Raw genomic sequence first — 20823 nt, 5'->3', positions numbered from 1 at the left:
TGAGTTTCGGGGCTAATCAAGAAGGGGATTTTTAGCGATGGAACCGTGGCACGAACGACACCAACGATCGCGCAGTCTGTGCACGCTGCTGCTGATCTTGATTCTGGTGATGGCACTTGCAGGCTGTAACGACGATAACGACTCCGACGTAACGCGCACGCCCGTCGCTGAAGACGGACAGAATGACGGCCCCGACGATACCGAGGCGACGAACTCTTTCACCCTCGCGGTATTGCCCGATACCCAGAAATATTCGCGCTACTCGTCCGAGCGCTTCGATGCCCAGACGCGGTCCGTGTTCCGAGCTAGATGAATTTCTTGTCCTGAGACTTCGCGGCTTTTTCGGCGCGCTTTTCTTTCAAGGTACGCTTGGGCGCTTTCTTGCCCTGCTTCTTTCGATCCATTCCCTTACTCATGATCGATGCTCCTGGCTGTTCATTCGATGGCAATGGCGGCTGGTGGGGCAGCTTTTCTGCGTGCCGCTCGTGCGGCGACGCAAACCAGCGGTAACGGGCACGCTCAGCCGCCGGCACCGGCGACGCGTTCTACCCGATCGAATGAGTGTAGTCCTATTCCGAACGGTGCGAACAAACTTTTCGCAGGCGTGTCTCGAGCGCGGCACTTGCTCGATACGCACCGCATCTGAAACGCATCAACCGTCGGCGCCACGACCGCTGGCGCCGACTAACGCGGCGTCCACCTCGGACGCCGCCCGTTCGCCGGATTGCAGTGCGCCTTCGATATAGCCAGTCCATTCAGTCGCCGTTTCGGTACCCGCCCAGTGAATACGCCCCGTTGGCTGTCGCAACGCGGGACCTACGCGGGTAAGTGTGCCGGGGCTTGGCACCCCCACATAGCAACCGTGGCTATACGCATCGATAGTCCAGTCGTAATCGACGTAGTCCAGCGGTTGCGCGGCCTCCGGCCCGAAGGCGTTCGCCAGCCCATCGAGTACGGCTGCACGTCGTGCCGATTCGTCACCGCTGTACTGCGCAGCGAGGTGTCCTGCAATGAACCCGACCAATACGCCGATAGTGCCGTCCGCCGGGCTGGCATCGAATACCGGCGATAATGGCGAACGATTGCTTACCAGCTCGCCCGATAGCCCCGCATCACGCCAGAACGCACCCGGGTAAGCAACGGCACACTTGATCACCGACCCCATCGGAAGCCCTTGAGCGAGTTGAACCCGTTCGGCACTGACGGGCGTCATCCCGATCGCGGCAGTGGCCGAAGGTGCCAACGCCATGATCACCCGCCGCGCGCGATAGGTTTCACCGTTGGACAGCCGCACCTCGACCTCGTCCGAACCCTGCGTAACGGCCGCAACTTCGGCATCAGCCTGTACGACATCGTCCATTGTCTCGGCCAACCAACGAGCCAGTCGTTGCATACCGCCTTCAACCATGAAGGCCTGCGCGCCGTTCGTGGTTTCTACCAGATAATCCAGGCTGCGATTCGCGCGCAGATATTGAAGAAAGCCGAGCATCGAAATTTGAGCCGGTTCGGCACAGAAAATCGCGCGCGAGGCCGCGTCAAACAACGTGCGTCCGCCTCGGGATCGCACCCAACGGCGACGCCACTGACCCAGCGTCATGGCATCCAGGCGTTCGGCGTGTTCGTGTTCCCACGGCGCATCGGCAAGAACACGACGCTTGAGGCGGTCCAGGCGCCGCATCGCCAGCGCTGCTTCGGCCAACGCCACCGGTGACGCAGGCGGAATGACGCCGGAAAAACGCCGTACCCGATCGCCGATCTGAAGCAGATGCTTGCCTTCGACGTATTGCGGAACCAGCCTCGCACCGGCTTCTGCCGCCAGCGTTGCAAGCCGCTCGTGCCCGGCCCCCATCCACTGTCCGCCCACATCGACGGTATGCCCGGCAAGCTGGGCAGCACGCACGCGACCGCCCACGCAAGAACGCGCTTCGAGCACCCGAATGCGGCGCCCTGCCGCGCGCAGACGACGAGCCGCCATGAGGCCAGAGAAACCTGCGCCAACCACGATGGCATCGAACAAAGCGCGATCGGTCATATAACGAGCGTTGGATGAATCCCTGTCAAAGCCTACGCGTTGCGCGCGAATACACCGAACTCTGCAATGATCGACTCCGCCATCGCCCGCAGTCTAGACGGCCAACCGACCACCCGCCAACGAGGTCAGGCCTTTGGGACACCGCTCACGCCCAGCGCCGCGCCTCGATACGCAGCCGCCCGCGAAGCCCCGGTTGCGTGTTCTGCTCGATCGGAATTTCAAACCGTAACCCATCCGGATCGTTTTCCATCTGGTTCATATCGTGGCCGGTAGCGCTGATACCCGGCTTGCCGGGATTGGTGCTCTGGAAACCGTATTTCGCCCGCCAACCGCTCGGCGCCTCCTTGTCGGGTATCGCCTCGACCAGAATGAGGTCCCGATAAATAAAACCGCCTTCGTAATGGCGTTTCAAGAACGCGATGCCGTCGACTTCGTAATCCGGCACGAGTACCTTGAGATCGAACCCGAAGCTGATCGATTTGGAGGCTTTTACGCTTTTGCCCGGGTCTAGAAATGCCGAGAACAAATGCGGGCTCTGACGTCGATCCGGCGTACGCCGGCCGTCGGCATCCACCGGGAACAGCGCATCAAACGTCCGAAAGATCGCCGACTGCTCGCGCGCCATACGCCGGGTCATTTCCCATTGGCAGCCGCGCAGTGTGACCACGATCTCGAACTGATACGAGGCCCGTACCTTGTGGCCGGCGTCGAGCTCTTTGCGTACTTCCGTCGGCAACGTGATCGCATCGATATCGAGATGCCCATCCACGCGCATGCCGCCAAACAGAAAACGGGTGAGATTTTGATAGCCTTCTTCGGAATTGACGATGCCGTAATAGCCGGAGTGGCTCCGGTTCACGAAGGCACGCGGCGAGCTGACCTCATTGCCTTGCGCGTCGAGGCCGTGCGTTGTGGCGTTGTCGATACGCACAAGCCCGTCGCTGGCTTCGCCCGCGGCCCAGGCTGACAGTCCACGGACCGCCGTATAGTCGCGCGCATTCGTGCCCACCAGGTTGAAGACACGGTCGGCCGGGAAATTCACCACCCGCGACACGTCAGGACCTTCCGGCAGCGCCAGATAACCCGCCATGCGCTTGCGATTGAAATTGTTCACGTCGCCGAAGGAAAACCACCCTGGTACGTTACGCACGATACGCAGGTCGATACCGTTATGCGGCGTGGCATAGGTAAAGAACTTGTCGACCGCGCGGCGCGCCGGTGCCGAGCCCAACTCAGGATTCTGCAGAAAGGCCCGGCAGACCAGCCCGCCCATGGAGTGGGCCACCAGATACACCCGGAAATCGTCCGGCGATACGCCGTTGTCCGGGTTCGCACAGACCTTGTCTCGCAGCCGCGATATGAGTCGATCCAGACCGCGCGCGAAATGCTCGATCGGCGGCGTAACACTCGCGTCGCCGAAGTCCTGCGAGGCTTCGTCGTAGTAGCGGTAGATCACGATGCACTGGTAGGGAATCCGAAGCTGGCTATGTTCTGCCGCCACCAGATCGTCGCCTTCGACGAACACATCCTGATACTTGTGATCGCTCATCAACCGCACGAGCGGCGATTCGAAATAAAAGCGTTTGACGTCGCCGGTCCAGGCGACCCGTGCCTTGGTCGAACCGATATTGAAACCCATATACGGGTCGGCCACCGTATCTTCGATTTCGCTCTGCGTGGCGGCAAAACCGCGGACATAGATGATCGGATGATAAGGATGCTTCGAAATCGACGACATGGCCCACCCCAAAAACGCTCGCGAAACCACGCTTGACCCGCACACGACTCGAACCGAACCGGCGACTCGAATAGACGCCCTGGAGTGAAGTTACGCCTGTGCCCAACTGCGGCAAAAGAGCTAACAGATTGACTTTTCCAGCGCCAACCGGAAAGCCACTTCGAAAACAGCGGCTTTTATGGAAATAGAAATTGGTCGAATAGACTTCGAGCGCCAATATGGTGTAGCCATCACGCTGCGCGACCGACCACACAGAAAATCACTTTGTTATTCAGGCAACAAAAGACACACTCATCGGTGACGTGGACCGATAAACGTTCGCTGGCATTCCGCAAACATCCGCAATCGCTCGCAGCGAGCGACGCCTCGAACCACCGCCCTCTAACCGCCCGGCAGAATCAGCTCTGGCGCGTTCATCAATGCCTATGGCGATGTGTGCGGTGTGCCGTTCGCGCCTAGGCGGGTCATTAGATACGCGATGCCAACACAGCACGCCGCACGGGTTTTCAGGCCGGTCGAATCAGCCCCTTAGTGACGAGACACAGTTGGCGTAGTGTCTATCAGACGACCATACCGGCGGTCTTGGTTTCCAGATACTCGGCAATGCCTTCCTGAGCCCCCTCGCGGCCCATGCCGCTCGCCTTCATACCGCCGAAAGGCGCCGCCGCGCTGGTGGGGTTGATATCGTTGATACCGATAATGCCGAAGTCCAAGCCCTCGAACGCACGCATGGTGGTATCGAGCCGATCGCTATACACATAGGCCGCCAGGCCGTATTCGGTATCGTTGGCAAGCGCGATCAGATCGTCCTCGTCACGATAGCTGATCACCGGTGCGATGGGTCCGAAAGTCTCTTCGCGATAGATACGCATCTGCGGCGTCACGCCGGACAGAATCGTCGGCGCATAGAAATGCCCCTGCGCCAGTGCGCCTTCGCTCATGCGCATCCCACCGTGGCAGACCTGCGCGCCCTGGGCGACGGCATCCTGAACCTGGGCATCGATCTTTTCGATGGCGGCCTCGTTGATCAGCGGGCCGATGCCGATCCCTTCCTCCATGCCGTTACCTACCCGCAGGCGGGCAACACGGCGCGTGAGCTCGCCCAGAAACGCCTCGGTATGGTCTTCGTGCACATAGATGCGATTGGGGCTGATACAGGCCTGGCCCATGTTGAGAAACTTCACCAGCGACAGGCCCTTGGCCGCATGCACCGGGTCGGCATCGGGAAACACCAGCGCGGGCGCGTGCCCGCCCAGTTCCATGGATACGCGCTTCAAATGAAGTGCGGCCTCGCCGTTGAGCTTGCGCCCCACCGCCGTCGAGCCGGTGAAGGTGAGCTTGCGTACCCGCGCATCGCTGCAAAAGGCCTGGCCCGTCGCGGTGGGATCGGACACGGTCAGCAAATTGACCACGCCTTTGGGAAAGCCGGCTGCCTCGAAAATCTCGAACATGGCCCGTGCACACAAAGGCGTGCTTTCGGCTGGCTTCAGAACCACCGTACAGCCAGCCGCCAAAGCCGGACCCAGCTTGCGTGTAATCATCGAGATCGGATAATTCCAAGGCGTGATCGCGCCCACCACGCCCACCGGATCACGCCGCACCATGAAGCGCTGGTTCTCGCGTGCCGAGGGCACCAATTGGCCGTAGACGCGCTTGGCCTCTTCGGCGAACCAGAGCAGAAAATCCGCGCCGTAGCCCACTTCGGCCAGCGAGGCCTTGAGCGGCTTGCCTTGCTCGCGGGTCATCAGTTCGGCGAGCTCGCGCTTGCGTTCGTTCATCAACTCCCAGGCGCGATACAACAGCTGGGCACGTTCATAAGCGGTGGTCGCACGCCAACCCGAAAACGCCGCATGGGCCGCGCCAATCGCGGCATCGATGTCCGCCTTGCTGCAGTCGGGGACCGTATCGATCGTCTCGCCGGTGGCCGGGTTGGTGACTGCAAAGGTGGCCCGATCTTCGAGCCATTCGCCGTTGATGAACATCGTCTACTCCAGAAAATAAGATCGCACCTATACGGCTATTATGGCTTTACCCACCAGTGCGTTGCACAGTCGATAACCCCGGTCAGACATAAAAAGGCCCCGACGCCACAGGTGCCGGGGCCGTAGTGCTTCGCGACAAATCCGCGATGACAAACCAGCGCTAGTAGATGCCGTTTGTATCCGGCATTTCCAGCTTGCCAGCGTCCACGATCAGATTGATCCGGACCAGCTCATCGCCAGAGATGGAATCCATGCCGTCCACAGCCGCGATGAAGCGGTCGCGTTCGACATCCGAGACCAAATCCTTGGTGTAGTCGGCGAGCTTGGCCTCGTAGTCCGGTCGCTGCCAGGGCGTGTCACCACCCGGATGGGCATTGGCACGGGTTTTCTCGTCAGCCACTTCGTTGCCGACGGCCAGGGTGATGACCATACGGCCACCATAGGCCTGCACGTTCGGATCCTGGTCGTGGTAAAGATCTTCCCAGCGCTGATCGAACTGCGTTTCGATACGGGCCATGATGGCACGCAGTTCGTCTTTTTCGGCGCTCGTCATCTGGTAGGCGCGATCCTTGTGGAATTCGCCGGCCTGAATGCAGCGGGCTATGGCGAACATGATGCTGTGATCGAGCGTGCCGCGCGGCGAATCCGGGTCGATCTTCTGCGGATCCTGGGCGTCCGTGCCGATCACATGATGGGTGTGATGGCTGGTTTCCAGCACGATCTTTTCGATCTGATCGAGATCGACGCCGTCGCCCTTCTTCGGCAGTTGCTTGCGCAGTTCCAGTGCCAGGTCGATGATTGCCTGGCCCTGATATTCGAAGGCGTACTGCTTCGGGTAGGTTTTCATGATGTTGCGCAGCGCATCGACGCCCGGCTCGGCCAGTTCGACCTTGTAGACCGCGTTTTCGTCGTCCCGGCCATTCAAAAAGCGACGAATGATGGAATCCACACCTTCGTATACCGGGTTCGGGCCCTTGAGGCCGTGCATGGCGTGGTGAACGGCCTTGATGGAAATCTCGGCCGAAAAGCCTGGCACGAATTCCTTCTGTGCGCCGATATCGCCCTTGCGCGACTGACGCGAGGAAATGGCGTTGTGCACGGCGAAGTTGATCGCGTGGTAAGCCTGCTCGGTGTCGAGCCCCAGCATGGAAGACAGACCCGCCGCGGTGCCCGCGGCGATATGGGTCATATGATCGACCTTGTGCTTGTGCAGACAGATCCCGGTGCCGTCGCCTGTACCCACCAGCGCGACGTGCACTTCATACGCCACCACGATGCCGCGCAGGATATCGGCACCGCTCACGCCCAGGTGCTGGCCCACGGCAATGATCGGCGAAATGTTGTCGTCCGGGTGCGAATATTCGGCCGCCAGATAGCAGTCGTCGTTATCCAGAAAACGCACCCCCACCGCGTTGGCGAAAGCCGCCGGCACCGGCGCGAACTTGTCTTCCAGCCCCCAGATGGTGGCCTTGCCCGTGCCCTTGGAACCCAGCGCATCGGCACGGGCGACCTTTACCGCGCGCTCGTTCGCCGCACCTAACGCAATCGCCGCGTTGTCGATGATCCGGTTCTTGGCCATGGCCACGGCTTCATCATCCTGTGGGGCGTCTTTCGCACGGGTCGCCAGCTCGGCAAGCTTCCAGGCCAACTGCTGTTCGCGGGCAAGATCGCCGCTCGTTTTTTCGACGGCAACGGTGTGGATCGTAGCGGTCATACAACACATTCCTTCTGATTGAACGGGCTGCCCGGCAAGGGCGGCATCTTCGTGGGGCCGATGTTAAACGATTTGGCCCGTATTCCGTTTCGGGCCGTTCTTTCGAGCGAAAATGCACGCCCTCGCCCAGGGCCCGAACCGACCGACCTGATCCGAGAGCGTGCCTTTCGACGCTACGAGCTCAACGATTCGGCAGGCGATTTCGCGCGCACGGCTTTCGACGCCAGACTCACGCCGATGAAGACAATCATGTTGGCGGCCAGACCACAAAATCCTGGATGCCAATCGAACAGGGCACCGCCGGCAAACTGGTAGTACAAGGTAACGGCCGCACCGACCGCAAGACCGGAGAACGCCCCTGCGCGCGAAGACCGCCGCCAGAACAGCGCCCCCAGCAACATGGGCAACAGTTGCACCACCACACCGTAAGCCCCGAGTAAAAGCGAAACCAACGAGGCGGGATTGAACAACGCCAGCACGTAGGCGGCAAGCGAGACCACCACGACGCCGGCTCGAGTCAGTTTCAATACCTGCGCTTCTTCCAGGTTACGACCGAGCGGCAGATTTTGTCCTATGTCCCGCGTGAGAATGGTTGCCGACGTATGCGCAAGATTAGCGGCGGTCGACGTGGCCGCAGCCAGCGCGCCGGACAGGGCCAGACCGATCAGCCATGGCGAGAAATTCGCGATTTCTACAACCAGTTTCGGTAGAACTTCATCGGGCGAGTCGAGCGGCTGATCCGCTAGGAGGCTGCTGAAATAGCCGCAAAATCTATTCGCGTCGTCGCGGCTGAAGAGATCGACCGCTCTTGATTGGTCTATTTTTTGTTAAGTCTTATTCTGCCGCTAACCAACCTTAAGTTTAAATCTATTATCGATATAAAATAGATAGCATCTGCCTATAATGCAGCGCACAATTTAAGCCTGTTCCATTTAACAGTTCGCCTCTTGCCAACGGTACTGGGCCGCGATTGGGAGCTGATTTACCGTTCCGAAACACGCGACGTTGCCGCCTACCGTTGCCCAGGTCACAATGACTCACTGTGACTCATGTGGAGCGTATCCATGACTCAACTCACACTACGCGGCTTCGATCCGGAACTTGAAAAACGCCTTCGCGAGCTCGCCGCTCGGGATAATTCGTCGCTGAACAAGGCCGCGCTCAAGCTCATGCGTCGCGGCGCCGGCCTTGAAGCGGTGCCATCGGTTGGGCCAGGTATCGGCGATCAGCTTCGAGCGTTTGCCGGTCAATTATCGAACGCCGAGGCCAAAGCGATCGATCGCGCGATCCATGAATCACGCGAGGACGACATCCGACTTCAGCCATGATCGCGCTGCTCGACACCAACGCCTATACCGCCATCATGCGCGGCGACGAGGCACTGCTACGCGGCCTGGAGAACAGCCAGGCAATCCTCATGGCATCGATCGTGATTGGCGAACTGGAATACGGATTCCGTTACCGCAGCCGATACGCCGCCAATCGACAGCAACTCGACCTATTCCTTGCGCAGCCTTTCGTGAGCTTCCTCACCATCACCCGCGACACAGCGCACCACTACGGGCAAATCATGAGCGCACTACGCGCCGCCGGCACCAAGATACCGACCAACAATGCATGGATCGCGGCCCTGGCACGAGAAAACCAGGCCGGCCTGTGGACGCACGACCAGCATTTCGACCATATCGAAAGCATTGACGTGCACCGCTGGTAAACACCGTATTTTTGGCGCCAAGCGCGCCGACGGGGTCGATCCTTGTCACGTCGGACGCACGGCCGCAGGCACTAGCGCGATGACGTCGAATTCGGCAGGCGAACCCACGCTTGATGTCCCACCCGCCATTTGGCAACACTCGTGTTCGAATCCGCGGTCACAGCGTTCGCCTTAATATCAATATGGACTACGACTTTCTTACCACCTTGCGCCGTCAGCACCCGGGCTGGCGGCTGCTGGCCGCCGACCATGGGCCACTGGTGGCGGCGTTTCTGCATCGCTATTTCATTGAGCCGAACCAGCGGACTTTCGCCGAGGCCGAGCTGGCATCGCGACTGGAGGATTTTCTTTTCCATCTGCGCGAGCGGTTGGGAGATGACGCCTTTCCCAAGCCGGCGCGTCAGTATCTCAACGACTGGGCGGCGGACGAACGCGGGTGGCTGCGCAAGTATTACCCGCGCGACAGCGACGAGCCCCATTACGATCTGGCGCCGGCCACAGAGAAAGCGGTGCAGTGGTTGGTGTCGCTGCAGGGGCAGCGTTTTATCGGCGCGGAGTCGCGGTTGCTGACGGTCTTCGAGCTGCTGCGCGAGATCACCGAGGGCACCGAGACCGATCCAAAGGCGCGCATTGAAGAACTGACCCGGCGTAAAGAAGCTATCGAGCGGGAGATCGAGGAGATCCAAGAGGGCCGCCTGCGGATGATGGACGACACCCGGCTGCGAGAACGCTTTTTGCAGATGTCGGACACCGCCCGGGGCCTGCTGGCGGATTTCCGGCAGGTGGAGCAGAACTTTCGCGATCTGGATCGCCAGGTGCGTGAAACAGTGGCGGCCTGGGACGGGAGCAAGGGCGATATGCTGGCGCAGGTGTTCGGCGAACACGATGCCATTACCGACACCGATCAGGGGCGCACCTTTCGTGCGTTCTGGGATTTTTTGATGTCGCCGAGTCGCCAGGAAGAGTTGTCCACGCTGCTGGAGCGGGTGATGGCACTGGACCCGGTGCGCGAGCTGGAACCCGATCCGCGCCTACAGCGGGTGCATTACGATTGGCTGGAGGCCGGCGAGGCGACGTTGCGTACCGTGGCGCGACTTTCCGAGCAGTTGCGACGCTATCTCGACGATCAGGCCTGGCTGGAGAATCGCCGCATTATGCAGTTGGTGCACAAGGTGGAGCGGCACGCCCTCGCAGTGCGCGAGGCACCGGCCCAGGCACCGGGCATGACGGTGGACGAGTTGGCGCCGTCGGTAACGCTGCCCCTGGAGCGGCCCCTGTACCGGCCGCCGTTGAAGCCGCGCATTGAGCAGAACGAGCTGGCCACCGGCGACGCCGATCTGGATGCCGGCGCTTTGTTCGACCAGTTTTACGTGGACCGAGCGGCACTGCGCTCGCGACTGCAGCAGGCGCTGCAGAACCGTGACCAGATCAGCCTGGCGGCGTTGCTGGAGCACAGTCCCCTGGAACGCGGCCTGGCGGAACTGGTGACTTGGCTGGCGCTGGCCGCCGACGATCCAAGCGCGTTGATCGACGAGGCCGGCGAGTGTGAGGTGAGCTGGCGCGACGATCATGGCATGGTGCGCCGCGCCACCGTTCCCGATGTGCTGTTCAGCCGGTGATTGCATGAGTGAAAGTGATATCGATACCGCCTCCGATCTGTCGCCCCTGTTGATTCGCCTGCTCAAGGGCGTGCTCTATCGCGACCAGCAGGAAGCGCTGTGGCAATCCCTGCTGACGCTTCAGGGCCGGGTTCGCGATTACGTCACGGTGCTGGGCCTGGAACTGGTGCTGGACGAGGCCGAAGGCTACGCCTACCTGCGCCAAACGGCGCGCGGCGACGACGAGCAGGGCCCGCCGCGGCTGGTGCCGCGCCGCCAGCTCTCCTATCCGGTCAGCCTGTTGCTGGCGCTGCTGCGCAAGAAGCTCGCCGAGCACGACGCCAGCGGCGGCGACCCGCGCCTCATTCTGACCCAGGCGCAGATCGTGGAACTGGTGCGGCTGTTCCTACCAGACACCGCCAACGAGGCGAAACTGGTGGATCGCGTGCAGGGCGATATCAACAAGGTGATCGAACTGGGCTTTCTGCGGCGGCTGCGCGGACAGAACGACCGCTATGAAGTGCGCCGCATCCTGCAGTCGTTCGTCGACGCCCAATGGCTCGGGGAGTTCGAACAGCGCCTCCAGGAATATCGGGAGCATGCCGATGCACAATGAGACGCTGGGATTGGATTTCGCGGATTCCAACGAGCAGGCCGGCTTTCGCCTACAACGGCTGGAGGTGTTCAACTGGGGCACCTTCGACCGCCAGGTTTGGGCGCTGGATCCGCGGGGCGACAACAGCCTACTCACCGGCGATATCGGCTCGGGAAAGTCCACCCTGGTGGACGCGGTTACCACCCTGCTGGTGCCGGCGCAGCGAATCACCTACAACAAGGCCGCCGGTGCCGAGAGCAAGGAGCGCTCGCTGCGCTCTTACGTTCTAGGCTACTACAAGGCCGAGCGCGGTGAGGCCGGGCTCTCTGCCAAGGCCGTGGCACTGCGCGATCACAACAGCTACTCGGTGATTCTCGGCCACTTCCACAATGCCGGTTACGATCAGGACGTGACGCTGGCCCAGGTGTTCTGGATCAAGGACAGCGCCGGCCAGCCGGAGCGTTTCTACATGGTAGCCGACCGCGCACTCACCCTGGCCGGTGACTTCGCCGATTTCGGCAGCGATATCGCCGACCTGAAAAAGCGTTTGAGAAAACAAACCGGCGTCGAAGTGTTCGACGCTTTCCCCGCTTACGGCGCCGCCTTTCGCCGCCGTTTTGGAATCGACAATGAACAGGCCATGGAGCTGTTCAACCAGACCGTCTCCATGAAGTCGGTGGATAACATCACCCGCTTCGTGCGCGATCATATGCTGGAGCCGTTCCCGGTGGGCGAGCGCATCGAAGCGTTGATCCGCCACTTCGACGATCTCAACCGCGCCCACGAGGCGGTGCTCAAGGCGCGCCTGCGCATCGAGATGCTCGAACCACTGGTAGCCGATCTGGACCGTCACGACGAGCGTGAACGGCAGGTGGCGGACCTGCGGCAAAGCCGCGAGGCATTGCGGCCCTGGTACGCCAGTTTGAAAATGGATTTGCTGGACAAGCGCTTGGAGAATCTGGCCGTCGAAGCGCAACGCCTGGCCCAGCGGCGCTCCGCCCTGGATGGCCAGCGCCGCGATCAGCAGGCGCGCCGCGACGAGCTGCGCCAGTCCATCGCCGACAACGGCGGCGACCGGCTGCAACGATTGAAAACGGAGATACAGGACTGTCAGCGGCAAAAACAGCATCGCCAGCACAAGGCGCAACAATACCGCGAACTGACCCGGGCGCTGTCGCTGCCCGACGCCGATACGCTTGATATCTTCGTCGACAACCGCCGCCAGCGCGAAAAGCGCCAGGAAGCGTTGCAGGAACAGCGAGCCCAGCTGCAGAACCACATCAACGAAGCCGGCGCCAAACTGCATGCCCTGAATGGGCAGCACGGCGAGCTGGAAACCGAGCTCGCCTCACTGCGCCAACGGCGCTCCAATATCCCAGGTCGCGTGCTGGCGATTCGCGAGGCTTTGTGCGCCGCATTGCAACTCGACGAAGACGATGTCCCCTTCGTCGGTGAGTTGCTGCAGGTCCCCGCCGAGGAGCGCGACTGGGAAGGTGCCATCGAGCGTCTGCTGCACAACTTCGGCCTGTCACTGTTGGTGCCGGACGCCTTGTACGAGCGAGTCGCCGACTGGGTCGACCGCACGCATCTGCGCGGCAGGCTGGTGTACTTCCGGGTCCGCGACTCGCGTGGCGCGGTGTCATCGGCGGCGCCGGAGTCGCTGGTGCACAAGCTGCGCATCCAGCCGGACAGCGCTTTTTACCCGTGGCTGGAGCGGGAATTGGTACGGCGTTTCGATTACGTCTGTTGCGAGGATATGACCCGCTTCCGCCGGGAGCAGCGCGCCATCACCCGCACAGGGCAGATCAAGGCGCCGGGCGGGCGCCACGAGAAAGACGACCGTCACCGCATCGACGACGCCAGCCGCTACGTGCTGGGATGGGACAACCAGGCCAAGATTCGTGCCCTGGAAGCGGAGGCCGAATCCCTGGCCCGGCGCGGTCGGGAGCTCGCCAAGCACATCCAGGGCTGGGAAAACGAGCGCAAGGGCTTGGAAGATGCCCTGGGCATGCTGGGCCAACTGGCCATGTTCGGCGACTTCGAGGAGCTGGATTGGAAGCCGTTAGCTCGGCAACTGGAGCAGTTGGAAAACGAGCGCCTGGCTCTGGAGGCCGCCAACGATCTACTGCGGGAGCTGGAAAGCCAGCTCAAGACACTCGAAGGCAGTCTCAACGAAACCGAGGAGGCGCGGTCAGCCCTGGGCCAGGACGAAGGCGCCAACCGCACCAAGACCGAAACCGCCACCGCCCAGCGCGAGGAAAGCGCCGCCCTGCTCGCCGAAGCCGACGAGGCCCAGCGCGCCTGCTTCGAGACCCTCGCGGGCTACCGCGAAGAAGCGCTGGCCGGGCGCACGCTGACAGTGGAATCCTGCGACAACCAGCAAAGCGAACTGCGCGACTGGCTGCAAAAGCAGATCGACCAGCATGACAAGCAGCTCAAGGCACTAAGCGAGCGCATCGTCAGCGCCATGCAGCGCCACCAGCACGCATTCCCGCTGGAAAGCCGCGAGGTGGATGCCACCCTGGCCGCCGGCGGCGAATACCGCGCCATGCTGGACGCGTTGCAGCGCGACGACCTGCCGCGCTTCGAACGCCGTTTCAAGGAGCTGCTCAACGAGAACACCATCCGCGAGGTGGCAGCGTTTCAGGGCCAGCTACACAAGGAACGCCAGGCGATCCGCGAGCGTATCGCCATCATCAACCGTTCGCTCAAAGGCATCGACTACAACCCGGGCCGCTACATCACCCTGCTGGCGGAACCCACCGGCGACCAGGAAGTACGCGACTTCCAGCAGGAGTTGCGTGCCTGTACCGAGGGCGCCCTCAGCGGCAACGAGGAAGAACAGTACACCGAGCAGAAATTCCTGCAGGTGAAACGCATCATCGAACGCTTCCGCGGCCGCGAGGGCACCGGCGAGCTGGACAAGCGCTGGACCCAGAAAGTAACCGACGTGCGCAACTGGTTCGTGTTTTCCGCCTCGGAACGCTGGCGCGAGGACGACCGCGAATACGAGCACTATTCCGATTCCGGCGGCAAATCCGGCGGCCAGAAGGAGAAGCTGGCCTACACCGTGCTCGCCGCCAGTCTCGCCTACCAGTTCGGCCTGGAATGGGGCGAGCAGCGCTCACGCTCATTCCGCTTCGTGGTCATCGACGAGGCCTTCGGCCGCGGTTCCGACGAATCCGCCCGCTACGGGCTGGAGCTGTTCAAGCGGTTAAATCTGCAACTCTTGATCGTCACCCCGCTGCAGAAGATTCACATCATCGAGCCCTATGTGCACAGCGTCGGTTTCGTGCACAACCGCGAGGGCCGCGAATCTCTGTTGCGCAATCTCAGCATTGAGGAGTACCAGGCGGAAAAAACCGCCCGTGAACGGATTCGTATGCAGCCATGAACTGGACGTCACCGGCCGACCTGAAACAGCAGCTGGACAAGTACTGGCGGCGCGGCGACATCCTGCGCGCGCGCCTGGACGGCGATGCGCTGTTCCCCGTGACTCTGCGACTGCGCAAGCCCAGCGCCCGGGATCTCACCGAACGCTTCGCGGATGTCGCCGACTGGGTGCGCACCCTGCGCGAGGGCGCGAAAGACAGCAAAGGCTTTGGCTACACGGTGCACTGGCGACAGCGCCGCCACCGGGTGCAGGGCGCCAACGACTTGCCCGACGTCATCACCGTGGATACGGAAGACGACGCCCTGCGCTGGCTCGGCCATCGTGACGATGCGGCACGCTTTACCCGCCTCGCCGAGCGCACCCTGACGCCCTTCCCCGCCTTGCGCGACTGGCTGCGTCAGCGCCCGCTGCGTGCGCTCGAACACGCGCCACACTGGGACGACCTGCTCGCCGTGCTGGCCTGGTTCCAGGCCCATCCGCGACCCGGCGTCTACCTGCGCGAACTGGACATCCCGGGCATTCACACCAAGTTCATCGAGACCCATCGCGGCCTGCTCGCCGAACTGCTCGACGCCGTCCTGCCAGCCGGCGCTATCGATACAGGTGCCACCGGGGTCCGCGGCTTCAACCGCCGCTACGGGTTACGCGACAAGCCGCCGCGATTGCGTTTGCGGCTGCTGGACGAGCGGCTGGCGATTCAGGGGCTCACCGACCTGGCGCTGCCGGTGGCGCAGCTCGCCCGCCTGGACGTGGGGGCGAATACCGTCTTCATCACCGAAAACGAAATCAACGGCCTGGCGTTTCCGGCATTCCCCAACGCGCTGGTGATCTTCGGCCTGGGCTATCGGGTCGAGGCGCTGCGCCGTCTCCCCTGGCTGGCTGACAAACGCCTCTACTACTGGGGCGATATCGACACCCACGGCTTCGCCATCCTGAACCGCTTCCGTCGCGCTTTTCCGCACGCCCGCTCACTGCTGATGGACCAGGCCACGCTCGAGGCGCACCGACCGGTCTGGGGCCAGGAGGCTGCGGACAAGCGCTTCACCGGGCTACTGGACCACCTGACGGAAGACGAAGCCGCGCTGTTCCAGGCACTCCGCGACGATCACCGTGCGCCCGCGCTACGCCTGGAGCAGGAGCATATCGCCCAGCGCTGGTTGCTGGAGGCACTGGCTCACATCGACGACCTCTACGAACGCTGAGCGGGCGCCAGCCTTGGCGCTGCCCGGCCAAGATGAGACGCCCAGCCCCCGCCGCCCAAAGGCGGCGCGCTGTTTCAGGAGCCCACCTCGAGCTTTAAATCGCGTAGCGAGAGATCCAGCTGTCCGAACAGCGTGCGGGCATTGTTGGAGCAGCCGCCGCTAGCGCCCATGAGCGGTTCCTCGTCCACCGCCGCCAGCACCATCCGCGAGAGCCAACGCATAACGCATCAGGTCGAGCAGAGGTGCCGCCAGGATCTGGCTGATAATACGAGTGGGAAGTGAGTGTCCCCTCCCGGGATCAAACCGTCGGCGAACGCCGCCGCGAAGTCCTCGTCTAGTGCCTATTAGTCATGTTCACGCTGTCGGCGGTGCAGAATCCTGAGCGTGCTTTTCCACTGCCGCGAACGGTACATCAGCCAGGCGGCCAAACAGGGTATGGCGCGTAAGTTTCGCCTTGGATAGCGACGGCGATGAAACGCCACACAAAAAGCGCGCCACGACACGTGCCGGGCCCAATACATTCGGGTGTTGTCGTCGCAGCGTCTCCATCTCGGCCCACACGGCCGGATCGATCTCGGTTTTGCGACGGGCCGGGATGCGCACCGGTTTGCCATCATTCAAGCACCAGGAGCAGTGGCCGCAGGGCTCGCGCTGTTCGCCGAAGTGCGCACTCAAGGCCGCCACTTGGCAGCCATCCGCTTCGATGAGCGCAAGCACTTGCTGCAAGCGCGCCAACTCGCTCTCCTCGCGGCGTAGCGCGTGCTCGTAAAGTTTGGCGGCCAATGCCTTCACGCTGTCGGGGCGCTGCAGAATCCGGTAGCGATGACGCACGCCGGCCGCGGTGACTTCCAGCATATGCTGCTCGCCCAGATAATCCAGCGCCGCCACGATGCGCTCGCGCGGCTGCTGCATCTCGGCGACCGCGCTATCTACATCCAGGTCAAACCAGGTCCGGGCCTTGCGCGCCCTGCGTAGCAACTCGGCCAGGAACTGTCGGCGGGGCCCCTGGAAACGGGCCAGTATGTCCTGCGACGCCATCTTCGGCCGGAATCGGTAACTGGCGTAAAAAGGCGTGCCGCCCTTCAGGTAGCCCTGCAACTCGAGATAAGTCAGCAGCGTGCGCGCGACCAGTTCACGCAGATCATGCATGCGGGATAGCGCCGATAGGCTGATATCGAATTCCGCTTCCTGCGCGAAGATGTCGTGCAGGAACGAATCGATCGCAGCCGCCGTGGGCGTATCGCCATAAACGAAATTTTCCAGTGTGTTCTGGTCGTCGGCGCAAGCCAGCATCTCGCACACCGCATTCTCGCCGTCGCGCCCGGCACGGCCGATTTCCTGGGCGTAGTTTTCCAGGCTCTTGGGCAAGTTGTAGTGGTAGACGTAGCGGATGTCGGCCTTGTCGATGCCCATGCCGAACGCGATCGTTGCCACCACAATGCCGTCGTTGGAACGCACGAACCATTCCTGCACCACGCTGCGCTTCTCGCTGTCCATCCCGGCGTGGTAGGCCCGTGCTGGATGGCCTGCATCAGCCAGCTGCTTCGCCACCTGCTCTGCGGTCCGCTGAAGGGTTACATAAACGATCGTCGGCCCCGCCGACCGCTCATTCAGACGCGCCAGCAGATCATGGTCGCGCTGTTCCACGGTGGTCGGCGCGAACAGCAGCGTCAGATTGGGACGATAAAAAGCTGTACGCACGGCACAGTCGGCGCCGATATCGAGTACCTGGCAAATGTCGTCCAGCACGGCCGGCGTGGCGGTCGCGGTCAGCGCCAACAGGCGCTCGGCCTTGGCCGCCTTGGCGAAACCCACCAGCTTGAGATAGTCGGGGCGGAAATTGTGCCCCCATTCCGAGATGCAATGCGCCTCGTCCACCGCAAACAGCGATACGCGTAATTGGCTCAGCGTTTGCCGAAAGCGTTCGTTGTTGAAACGCTCTGGCGCCACATACAAAAGACGCAACTCGCCCGAGCGCAGGCGATCCATCACAGCACGGTAACCCTCGGCATCGAGGCTCGAATCCAGCCGCTGTGCAGCGATGCCACGGGCGCTCAACGCATCGATCTGATCCTTCATCAACGCGATCAACGGCGACACCACTAACGTGATACCCGGCAACGCCAATGCCGGCAGTTGATAGCACAGCGATTTACCGCCGCCGGTAGGAAATACCGCCGCCGCAGAACGGCCAGCCAACAAGTGCTCGATCACTTCACGCTGGCCGGGTTGAAAACGCTCGTAACCGAAATACGCCTTGAGTAGGCGATCAGGCTGGTCGTCCATGGTGCCCCCAACAATTCAAATCAAACCCTTGGCCGCGGGCTCACGATACTACGGACGAATACGGCGATTTATTGCGCCAGTGCTCGGTACGCCAATGGTTCCGACAACCTCGATTTAACCAAAAGTTCTGCGATGTCTCATCCTTCGAGGCGTGCTGCGTTTGCGACCTGAATCCATTGGTCGCCAATCCCCTCTCGCGAATCAAATATACGGCTATCCACAGGATGAAGACTGCCCTCGGCTCACCTATTCAAAACATATTGTCTCCCACTTCACCTCGTCATGGCGTTCGACTCGCACGTATGCTGACTGCCTCAAGTCGCTACGCGGGTCTAGCCAGGCGTGAGGAAGCCCCGTCTCTGGGGGCATCACCTGAGGTACGGCCCGCGTAGACTACGACTGCTTTCACGCAGAGGTCACCATGCAACATAGCCGCGATCGAATCCTGACCACCCATACCGGCAGCCTGCCGCGTCCGCGCGAGCTGTCGGAACTGCTGGTCAAGCAGGAAAAAGGCAAGCCGGTCGACGCCAACGCCTTGGCACGCCATATCGACGACGGCGTGGCCCGGGCGGTCAAGGGTCAGATCGATGCCGGACTGGATGTCATCAACGACGGCGAAGCGCCGCGCGTCGGTTTTTCCACTTACGTGGTCGAACGCATGAGCGGCTTCGGCGGCGAGCAGCGGCGCAAGACCGCACTCGATATGCAGCGCTTTCCCGGCTATGCCGACCATATGGCGCGCCAGATCGGCGTGGCCGAGGATCTGGCCCGGGTGTGGGATACGGCCGAAGCCCAGCAGGCCGTCCACTACGAGGACTCGCTGGCGGGTGTCACCGCCGAGCTGGATGCCTTCGAGCGCGGCCTGGCCAATCATCCGAAACCGGCCGAAACCTTCATGACGGCGGCCTCCCCCGGCGTGGTGACCACCACCATGCTGCGCGGCGAGCACAACCCGGCGTATCGCACCGATCGCGACTACGTGCTCGCCGTCGCGAAAGAGATGAAAAAGGAATACGACGCCATCGTCGCCTGCGGCCACCTGCTGCAGCTCGATGCACCGGACCTGGCCATGGAACGCGTGGTGATGTTTGGCGACGCGCCGCTCGGCACCTTCCTCGAACGCGTCGAACTGCATGTGGAAGCGATCAACCTCGCGCTGGCGGACATCCCGCCCGAGAAGGTGCGCCTGCACGTGTGCTGGGGCAACTGGCAGGGCCCGCACCAGGACGACGTGCCGGTCGACGAATTGTTGCCGATTCTCTATCGCGCCAACGTGGGCGCGTTGAGCATCCCGCTCGGCAATCCCCGCCACGAACACGAAACCGTCGCCTTCAAGCAGCATCCGCTACCGGCGGGCATGCTGCTGCTGCCGGGCGTGATCGACGTAACCACCAACTACCTCGAACACCCGCAGGTCGTCGCCAACCGTATCTGTGCTGCGGTGGACGCCGTGGGCGATCGCGAGCGCGTCATCGCCGGCACGGACTGTGGTTTCGGCACCTTCGCCAGCTATGAATTCGTGGCACCGGATGTGGCCTGGGCCAAGCTCGGCTCGTTGACCGAGGGCGCCGCCATCGCTTCCAAGCGTATATGGGGCTGAGGGCCGACGCAGAATCTCATCCGCGACCGTGCCGATGTAGCTTGGGATATCACCAAGCGATTAACGGCGGACACTGCATCAGCTAACGCGCGAGAACCTCTGATGAATAGGCGTCGTCCTCGCGGCCACGCGTATCGTGGTTATGTGGTCCGACGAGAGATCACGCCGAGCATGAGCCGCAAGGGCAGCTGCTGGGATAGTGCGGTGCCGAATGCTTCTCAAGTACGCTGAAGAATGAATGATCTGGGGCAGCAGGTTGAGTCGCCATCGCAGGCTAAATCTTCGATCTTCGACCACGTCGAGGTTTTTTTATAGCCGACAGCGACTGCACCAATCGCTGAGCTGCCAATCTCGGGAGCGATGCGAACGTAAGCTAGCCGTTAACCCCTGATTTAACTGTCCGAAATAGCCGGAGCCTCTCCATACCGTCCCCGCACCACCGCAATGAATGACATAGTAAATCCATGTAAACGGTCGTCCATGATGTCGCGGATTAAGGGTCGCGATACTAAACCGGAGCTGCAGGTTCGACGTTATCTGCATGCGTGCGGCTTTAGGTTTCGTCTTCACCGAAAGGATCTGCCAGGACGACCAGATATCGTGCTACCCAAATACCGATTAGTCATATTCGTACATGGCTGTTTCTGGCATCGACACCCCGGATGCCATTACGCGACGGTCCCCGCCACAAGAACCGATTTTTGGCAAAGAAAGTTCGAAGGCAATGTGCATCGCGATCAGCGGAGTATTGAACGACTTCTTCAAAACGGGTGGCGCGTTTTTGTAATCTGGGAATGCGGACTCCGACACCAATTAGAAGAATTGCGAGAGCTCCCCGCCTTGATTGTAGGAGATGAGTCGTCGTCAACGTGGCCAGCTAAACCGCCTAAGCATATGCGCCCTCGCCCTAATAGCTTGTCGCGGCGCCCCCACCCCTCGGACGCAACATGGTTTGGCTAAGTAAA

At 61.8% G+C, this 20823-nt stretch carries 16 protein-coding genes; 9 read left to right on the top strand and 7 right to left on the bottom strand.

Annotated features, from left to right (window positions below; genetic code table 11):
- The first annotated feature begins 37 nt into the window (after positions 1–37).
- Positions 38–313 (top strand): hypothetical protein, encoded by a 276-nt coding sequence (locus SSPSH_RS08795; RefSeq protein ID WP_006914873.1) that lies wholly within the window; start codon positions 38–40, stop codon positions 311–313.
- Positions 314–652: 339 nt separating this feature from the next.
- On the opposite strand, the gene SSPSH_RS08790 is transcribed toward SSPSH_RS08795, so the two are convergent.
- From SSPSH_RS08790 to SSPSH_RS18425, 5 genes are all read right to left on the bottom strand, one after another.
- Positions 653–2032 (bottom strand): flavin monoamine oxidase family protein, encoded by a 1380-nt coding sequence (locus SSPSH_RS08790; protein ID WP_006914871.1) that lies wholly within the window; start codon positions 2030–2032, stop codon positions 653–655.
- A gap of 145 nt (positions 2033–2177) precedes the next feature.
- The gene (locus SSPSH_RS08785) at positions 2178–3770 is read right to left on the bottom strand and encodes an esterase/lipase family protein (RefSeq protein ID WP_006914870.1); all 1593 of its coding nucleotides are present in this window, start codon (positions 3768–3770) and stop codon (positions 2178–2180) included.
- A 560-nt stretch (positions 3771–4330) separates the two neighbouring features.
- Positions 4331–5752, bottom strand: a complete 1422-nt coding sequence (locus SSPSH_RS08780; protein ID WP_006914869.1) for an NAD-dependent succinate-semialdehyde dehydrogenase — start codon at positions 5750–5752, stop codon at positions 4331–4333.
- A 160-nt stretch (positions 5753–5912) separates the two neighbouring features.
- Complete coding sequence (locus SSPSH_RS08775) at positions 5913–7466, bottom strand: MmgE/PrpD family protein (protein ID WP_006914868.1); 1554 nt, start codon at positions 7464–7466, stop codon at positions 5913–5915.
- A gap of 173 nt (positions 7467–7639) precedes the next feature.
- Entirely contained in the window at positions 7640–8134 is a 495-nt protein-coding gene (locus SSPSH_RS18425) for a sodium:solute symporter family transporter (protein ID WP_244263506.1), read from the bottom strand.
- Positions 8135–8530: 396 nt separating this feature from the next.
- Here SSPSH_RS18425 and SSPSH_RS08765 point away from each other — a divergent pair, with 396 nt between their 5' ends.
- The 6 genes from SSPSH_RS08765 to SSPSH_RS08740 all read left to right on the top strand — a co-directional run bounded on the left by SSPSH_RS08765 (position 8531) and on the right by SSPSH_RS08740 (position 15969).
- The gene (locus SSPSH_RS08765; RefSeq protein ID WP_021031612.1) at positions 8531–8794 is read left to right on the top strand and encodes a hypothetical protein; all 264 of its coding nucleotides are present in this window, start codon (positions 8531–8533) and stop codon (positions 8792–8794) included.
- Entirely contained in the window at positions 8791–9180 is a 390-nt protein-coding gene (locus SSPSH_RS08760) for a type II toxin-antitoxin system VapC family toxin (protein WP_006914864.1), read from the top strand. The genes SSPSH_RS08765 and SSPSH_RS08760 overlap by 4 nt, the downstream gene beginning before the upstream one ends.
- 182 nt (positions 9181–9362) lie before the next feature.
- Positions 9363–10799 (top strand): DUF3375 domain-containing protein, encoded by a 1437-nt coding sequence (locus tag SSPSH_RS08755; protein ID WP_006914863.1) that lies wholly within the window; start codon positions 9363–9365, stop codon positions 10797–10799.
- Positions 10800–10803: 4 nt separating this feature from the next.
- The gene (locus SSPSH_RS08750; RefSeq protein WP_021031611.1) at positions 10804–11394 is read left to right on the top strand and encodes a DUF4194 domain-containing protein; all 591 of its coding nucleotides are present in this window, start codon (positions 10804–10806) and stop codon (positions 11392–11394) included.
- Positions 11384–14767, top strand: coding sequence for an ATP-binding protein (locus SSPSH_RS19685; protein ID WP_021031610.1), 3384 nt, complete (start codon positions 11384–11386; stop codon positions 14765–14767). The genes SSPSH_RS08750 and SSPSH_RS19685 overlap by 11 nt, the downstream gene beginning before the upstream one ends.
- Positions 14764–15969 carry a DUF3322 domain-containing protein gene (locus SSPSH_RS08740; RefSeq protein WP_006914860.1) on the top strand — a complete coding sequence of 402 codons (1206 nt, stop codon included), beginning with the start codon at positions 14764–14766 and terminating at the stop codon, positions 15967–15969. The genes SSPSH_RS19685 and SSPSH_RS08740 overlap by 4 nt, the downstream gene beginning before the upstream one ends.
- 74 nt (positions 15970–16043) lie before the next feature.
- Here SSPSH_RS08740 and SSPSH_RS18855 read toward each other — a convergent pair whose 3' ends face one another.
- Together SSPSH_RS18855 and SSPSH_RS08735 are read right to left on the bottom strand one after the other, a co-directional pair.
- Positions 16044–16190 carry a hypothetical protein gene (locus SSPSH_RS18855; RefSeq protein ID WP_006914859.1) on the bottom strand — a complete coding sequence of 49 codons (147 nt, stop codon included), beginning with the start codon at positions 16188–16190 and terminating at the stop codon, positions 16044–16046.
- A gap of 133 nt (positions 16191–16323) precedes the next feature.
- Positions 16324–18255: a RecQ family ATP-dependent DNA helicase gene (locus SSPSH_RS08735; protein WP_006914858.1), complete on the bottom strand. Its 1932-nt coding sequence runs from the start codon at positions 18253–18255 to the stop codon at positions 16324–16326.
- Positions 18256–18676: 421 nt separating this feature from the next.
- Here SSPSH_RS08735 and SSPSH_RS08730 point away from each other — a divergent pair, with 421 nt between their 5' ends.
- Complete coding sequence (locus tag SSPSH_RS08730; RefSeq protein WP_006914857.1) at positions 18677–19858, top strand: cobalamin-independent methionine synthase II family protein; 1182 nt, start codon at positions 18677–18679, stop codon at positions 19856–19858.
- 444 nt (positions 19859–20302) lie between these two features.
- Positions 20303–20818: a very short patch repair endonuclease gene (locus tag SSPSH_RS18420; RefSeq protein ID WP_006914856.1), complete on the top strand. Its 516-nt coding sequence runs from the start codon at positions 20303–20305 to the stop codon at positions 20816–20818.
- Positions 20819–20823: the final 5 nt, after the last annotated feature.

It is taken from the genome of Salinisphaera shabanensis E1L3A (assembly GCF_000215955.2).
Classification (GTDB): domain Bacteria; phylum Pseudomonadota; class Gammaproteobacteria; order Nevskiales; family Salinisphaeraceae; genus Salinisphaera; species Salinisphaera shabanensis.
Note: the sequence above shows the minus strand (reverse complement) of the source record. Positions and strands in the feature narration are given on the sequence as shown.

Coding starts and splice junctions, on each gene's coding strand:
- SSPSH_RS08775 (WP_006914868.1), bottom strand. CDS start 7,466: ATGACCGCTACGATCCACACCGTTGCCGTCGAAAAAACGAGCGGCGAT.
- SSPSH_RS08730 (WP_006914857.1), top strand. CDS start 18,677: ATGCAACATAGCCGCGATCGAATCCTGACCACCCATACCGGCAGCCTG.
- SSPSH_RS08755 (WP_006914863.1), top strand. CDS start 9,363: ATGGACTACGACTTTCTTACCACCTTGCGCCGTCAGCACCCGGGCTGG.
- SSPSH_RS08780 (WP_006914869.1), bottom strand. CDS start 5,752: ATGTTCATCAACGGCGAATGGCTCGAAGATCGGGCCACCTTTGCAGTC.
- SSPSH_RS18420 (WP_006914856.1), top strand. CDS start 20,303: ATGAATGACATAGTAAATCCATGTAAACGGTCGTCCATGATGTCGCGG.
- SSPSH_RS08760 (WP_006914864.1), top strand. CDS start 8,791: ATGATCGCGCTGCTCGACACCAACGCCTATACCGCCATCATGCGCGGC.
- SSPSH_RS19685 (WP_021031610.1), top strand. CDS start 11,384: ATGCACAATGAGACGCTGGGATTGGATTTCGCGGATTCCAACGAGCAG.
- SSPSH_RS08735 (WP_006914858.1), bottom strand. CDS start 18,255: ATGGACGACCAGCCTGATCGCCTACTCAAGGCGTATTTCGGTTACGAG.
- SSPSH_RS08790 (WP_006914871.1), bottom strand. CDS start 2,032: ATGACCGATCGCGCTTTGTTCGATGCCATCGTGGTTGGCGCAGGTTTC.
- SSPSH_RS08785 (WP_006914870.1), bottom strand. CDS start 3,770: ATGTCGTCGATTTCGAAGCATCCTTATCATCCGATCATCTATGTCCGC.
- SSPSH_RS08765 (WP_021031612.1), top strand. CDS start 8,531: ATGACTCAACTCACACTACGCGGCTTCGATCCGGAACTTGAAAAACGC.
- SSPSH_RS08750 (WP_021031611.1), top strand. CDS start 10,804: ATGAGTGAAAGTGATATCGATACCGCCTCCGATCTGTCGCCCCTGTTG.
- SSPSH_RS18855 (WP_006914859.1), bottom strand. CDS start 16,190: ATGCGTTGGCTCTCGCGGATGGTGCTGGCGGCGGTGGACGAGGAACCG.
- SSPSH_RS08740 (WP_006914860.1), top strand. CDS start 14,764: ATGAACTGGACGTCACCGGCCGACCTGAAACAGCAGCTGGACAAGTAC.
- SSPSH_RS08795 (WP_006914873.1), top strand. CDS start 38: ATGGAACCGTGGCACGAACGACACCAACGATCGCGCAGTCTGTGCACG.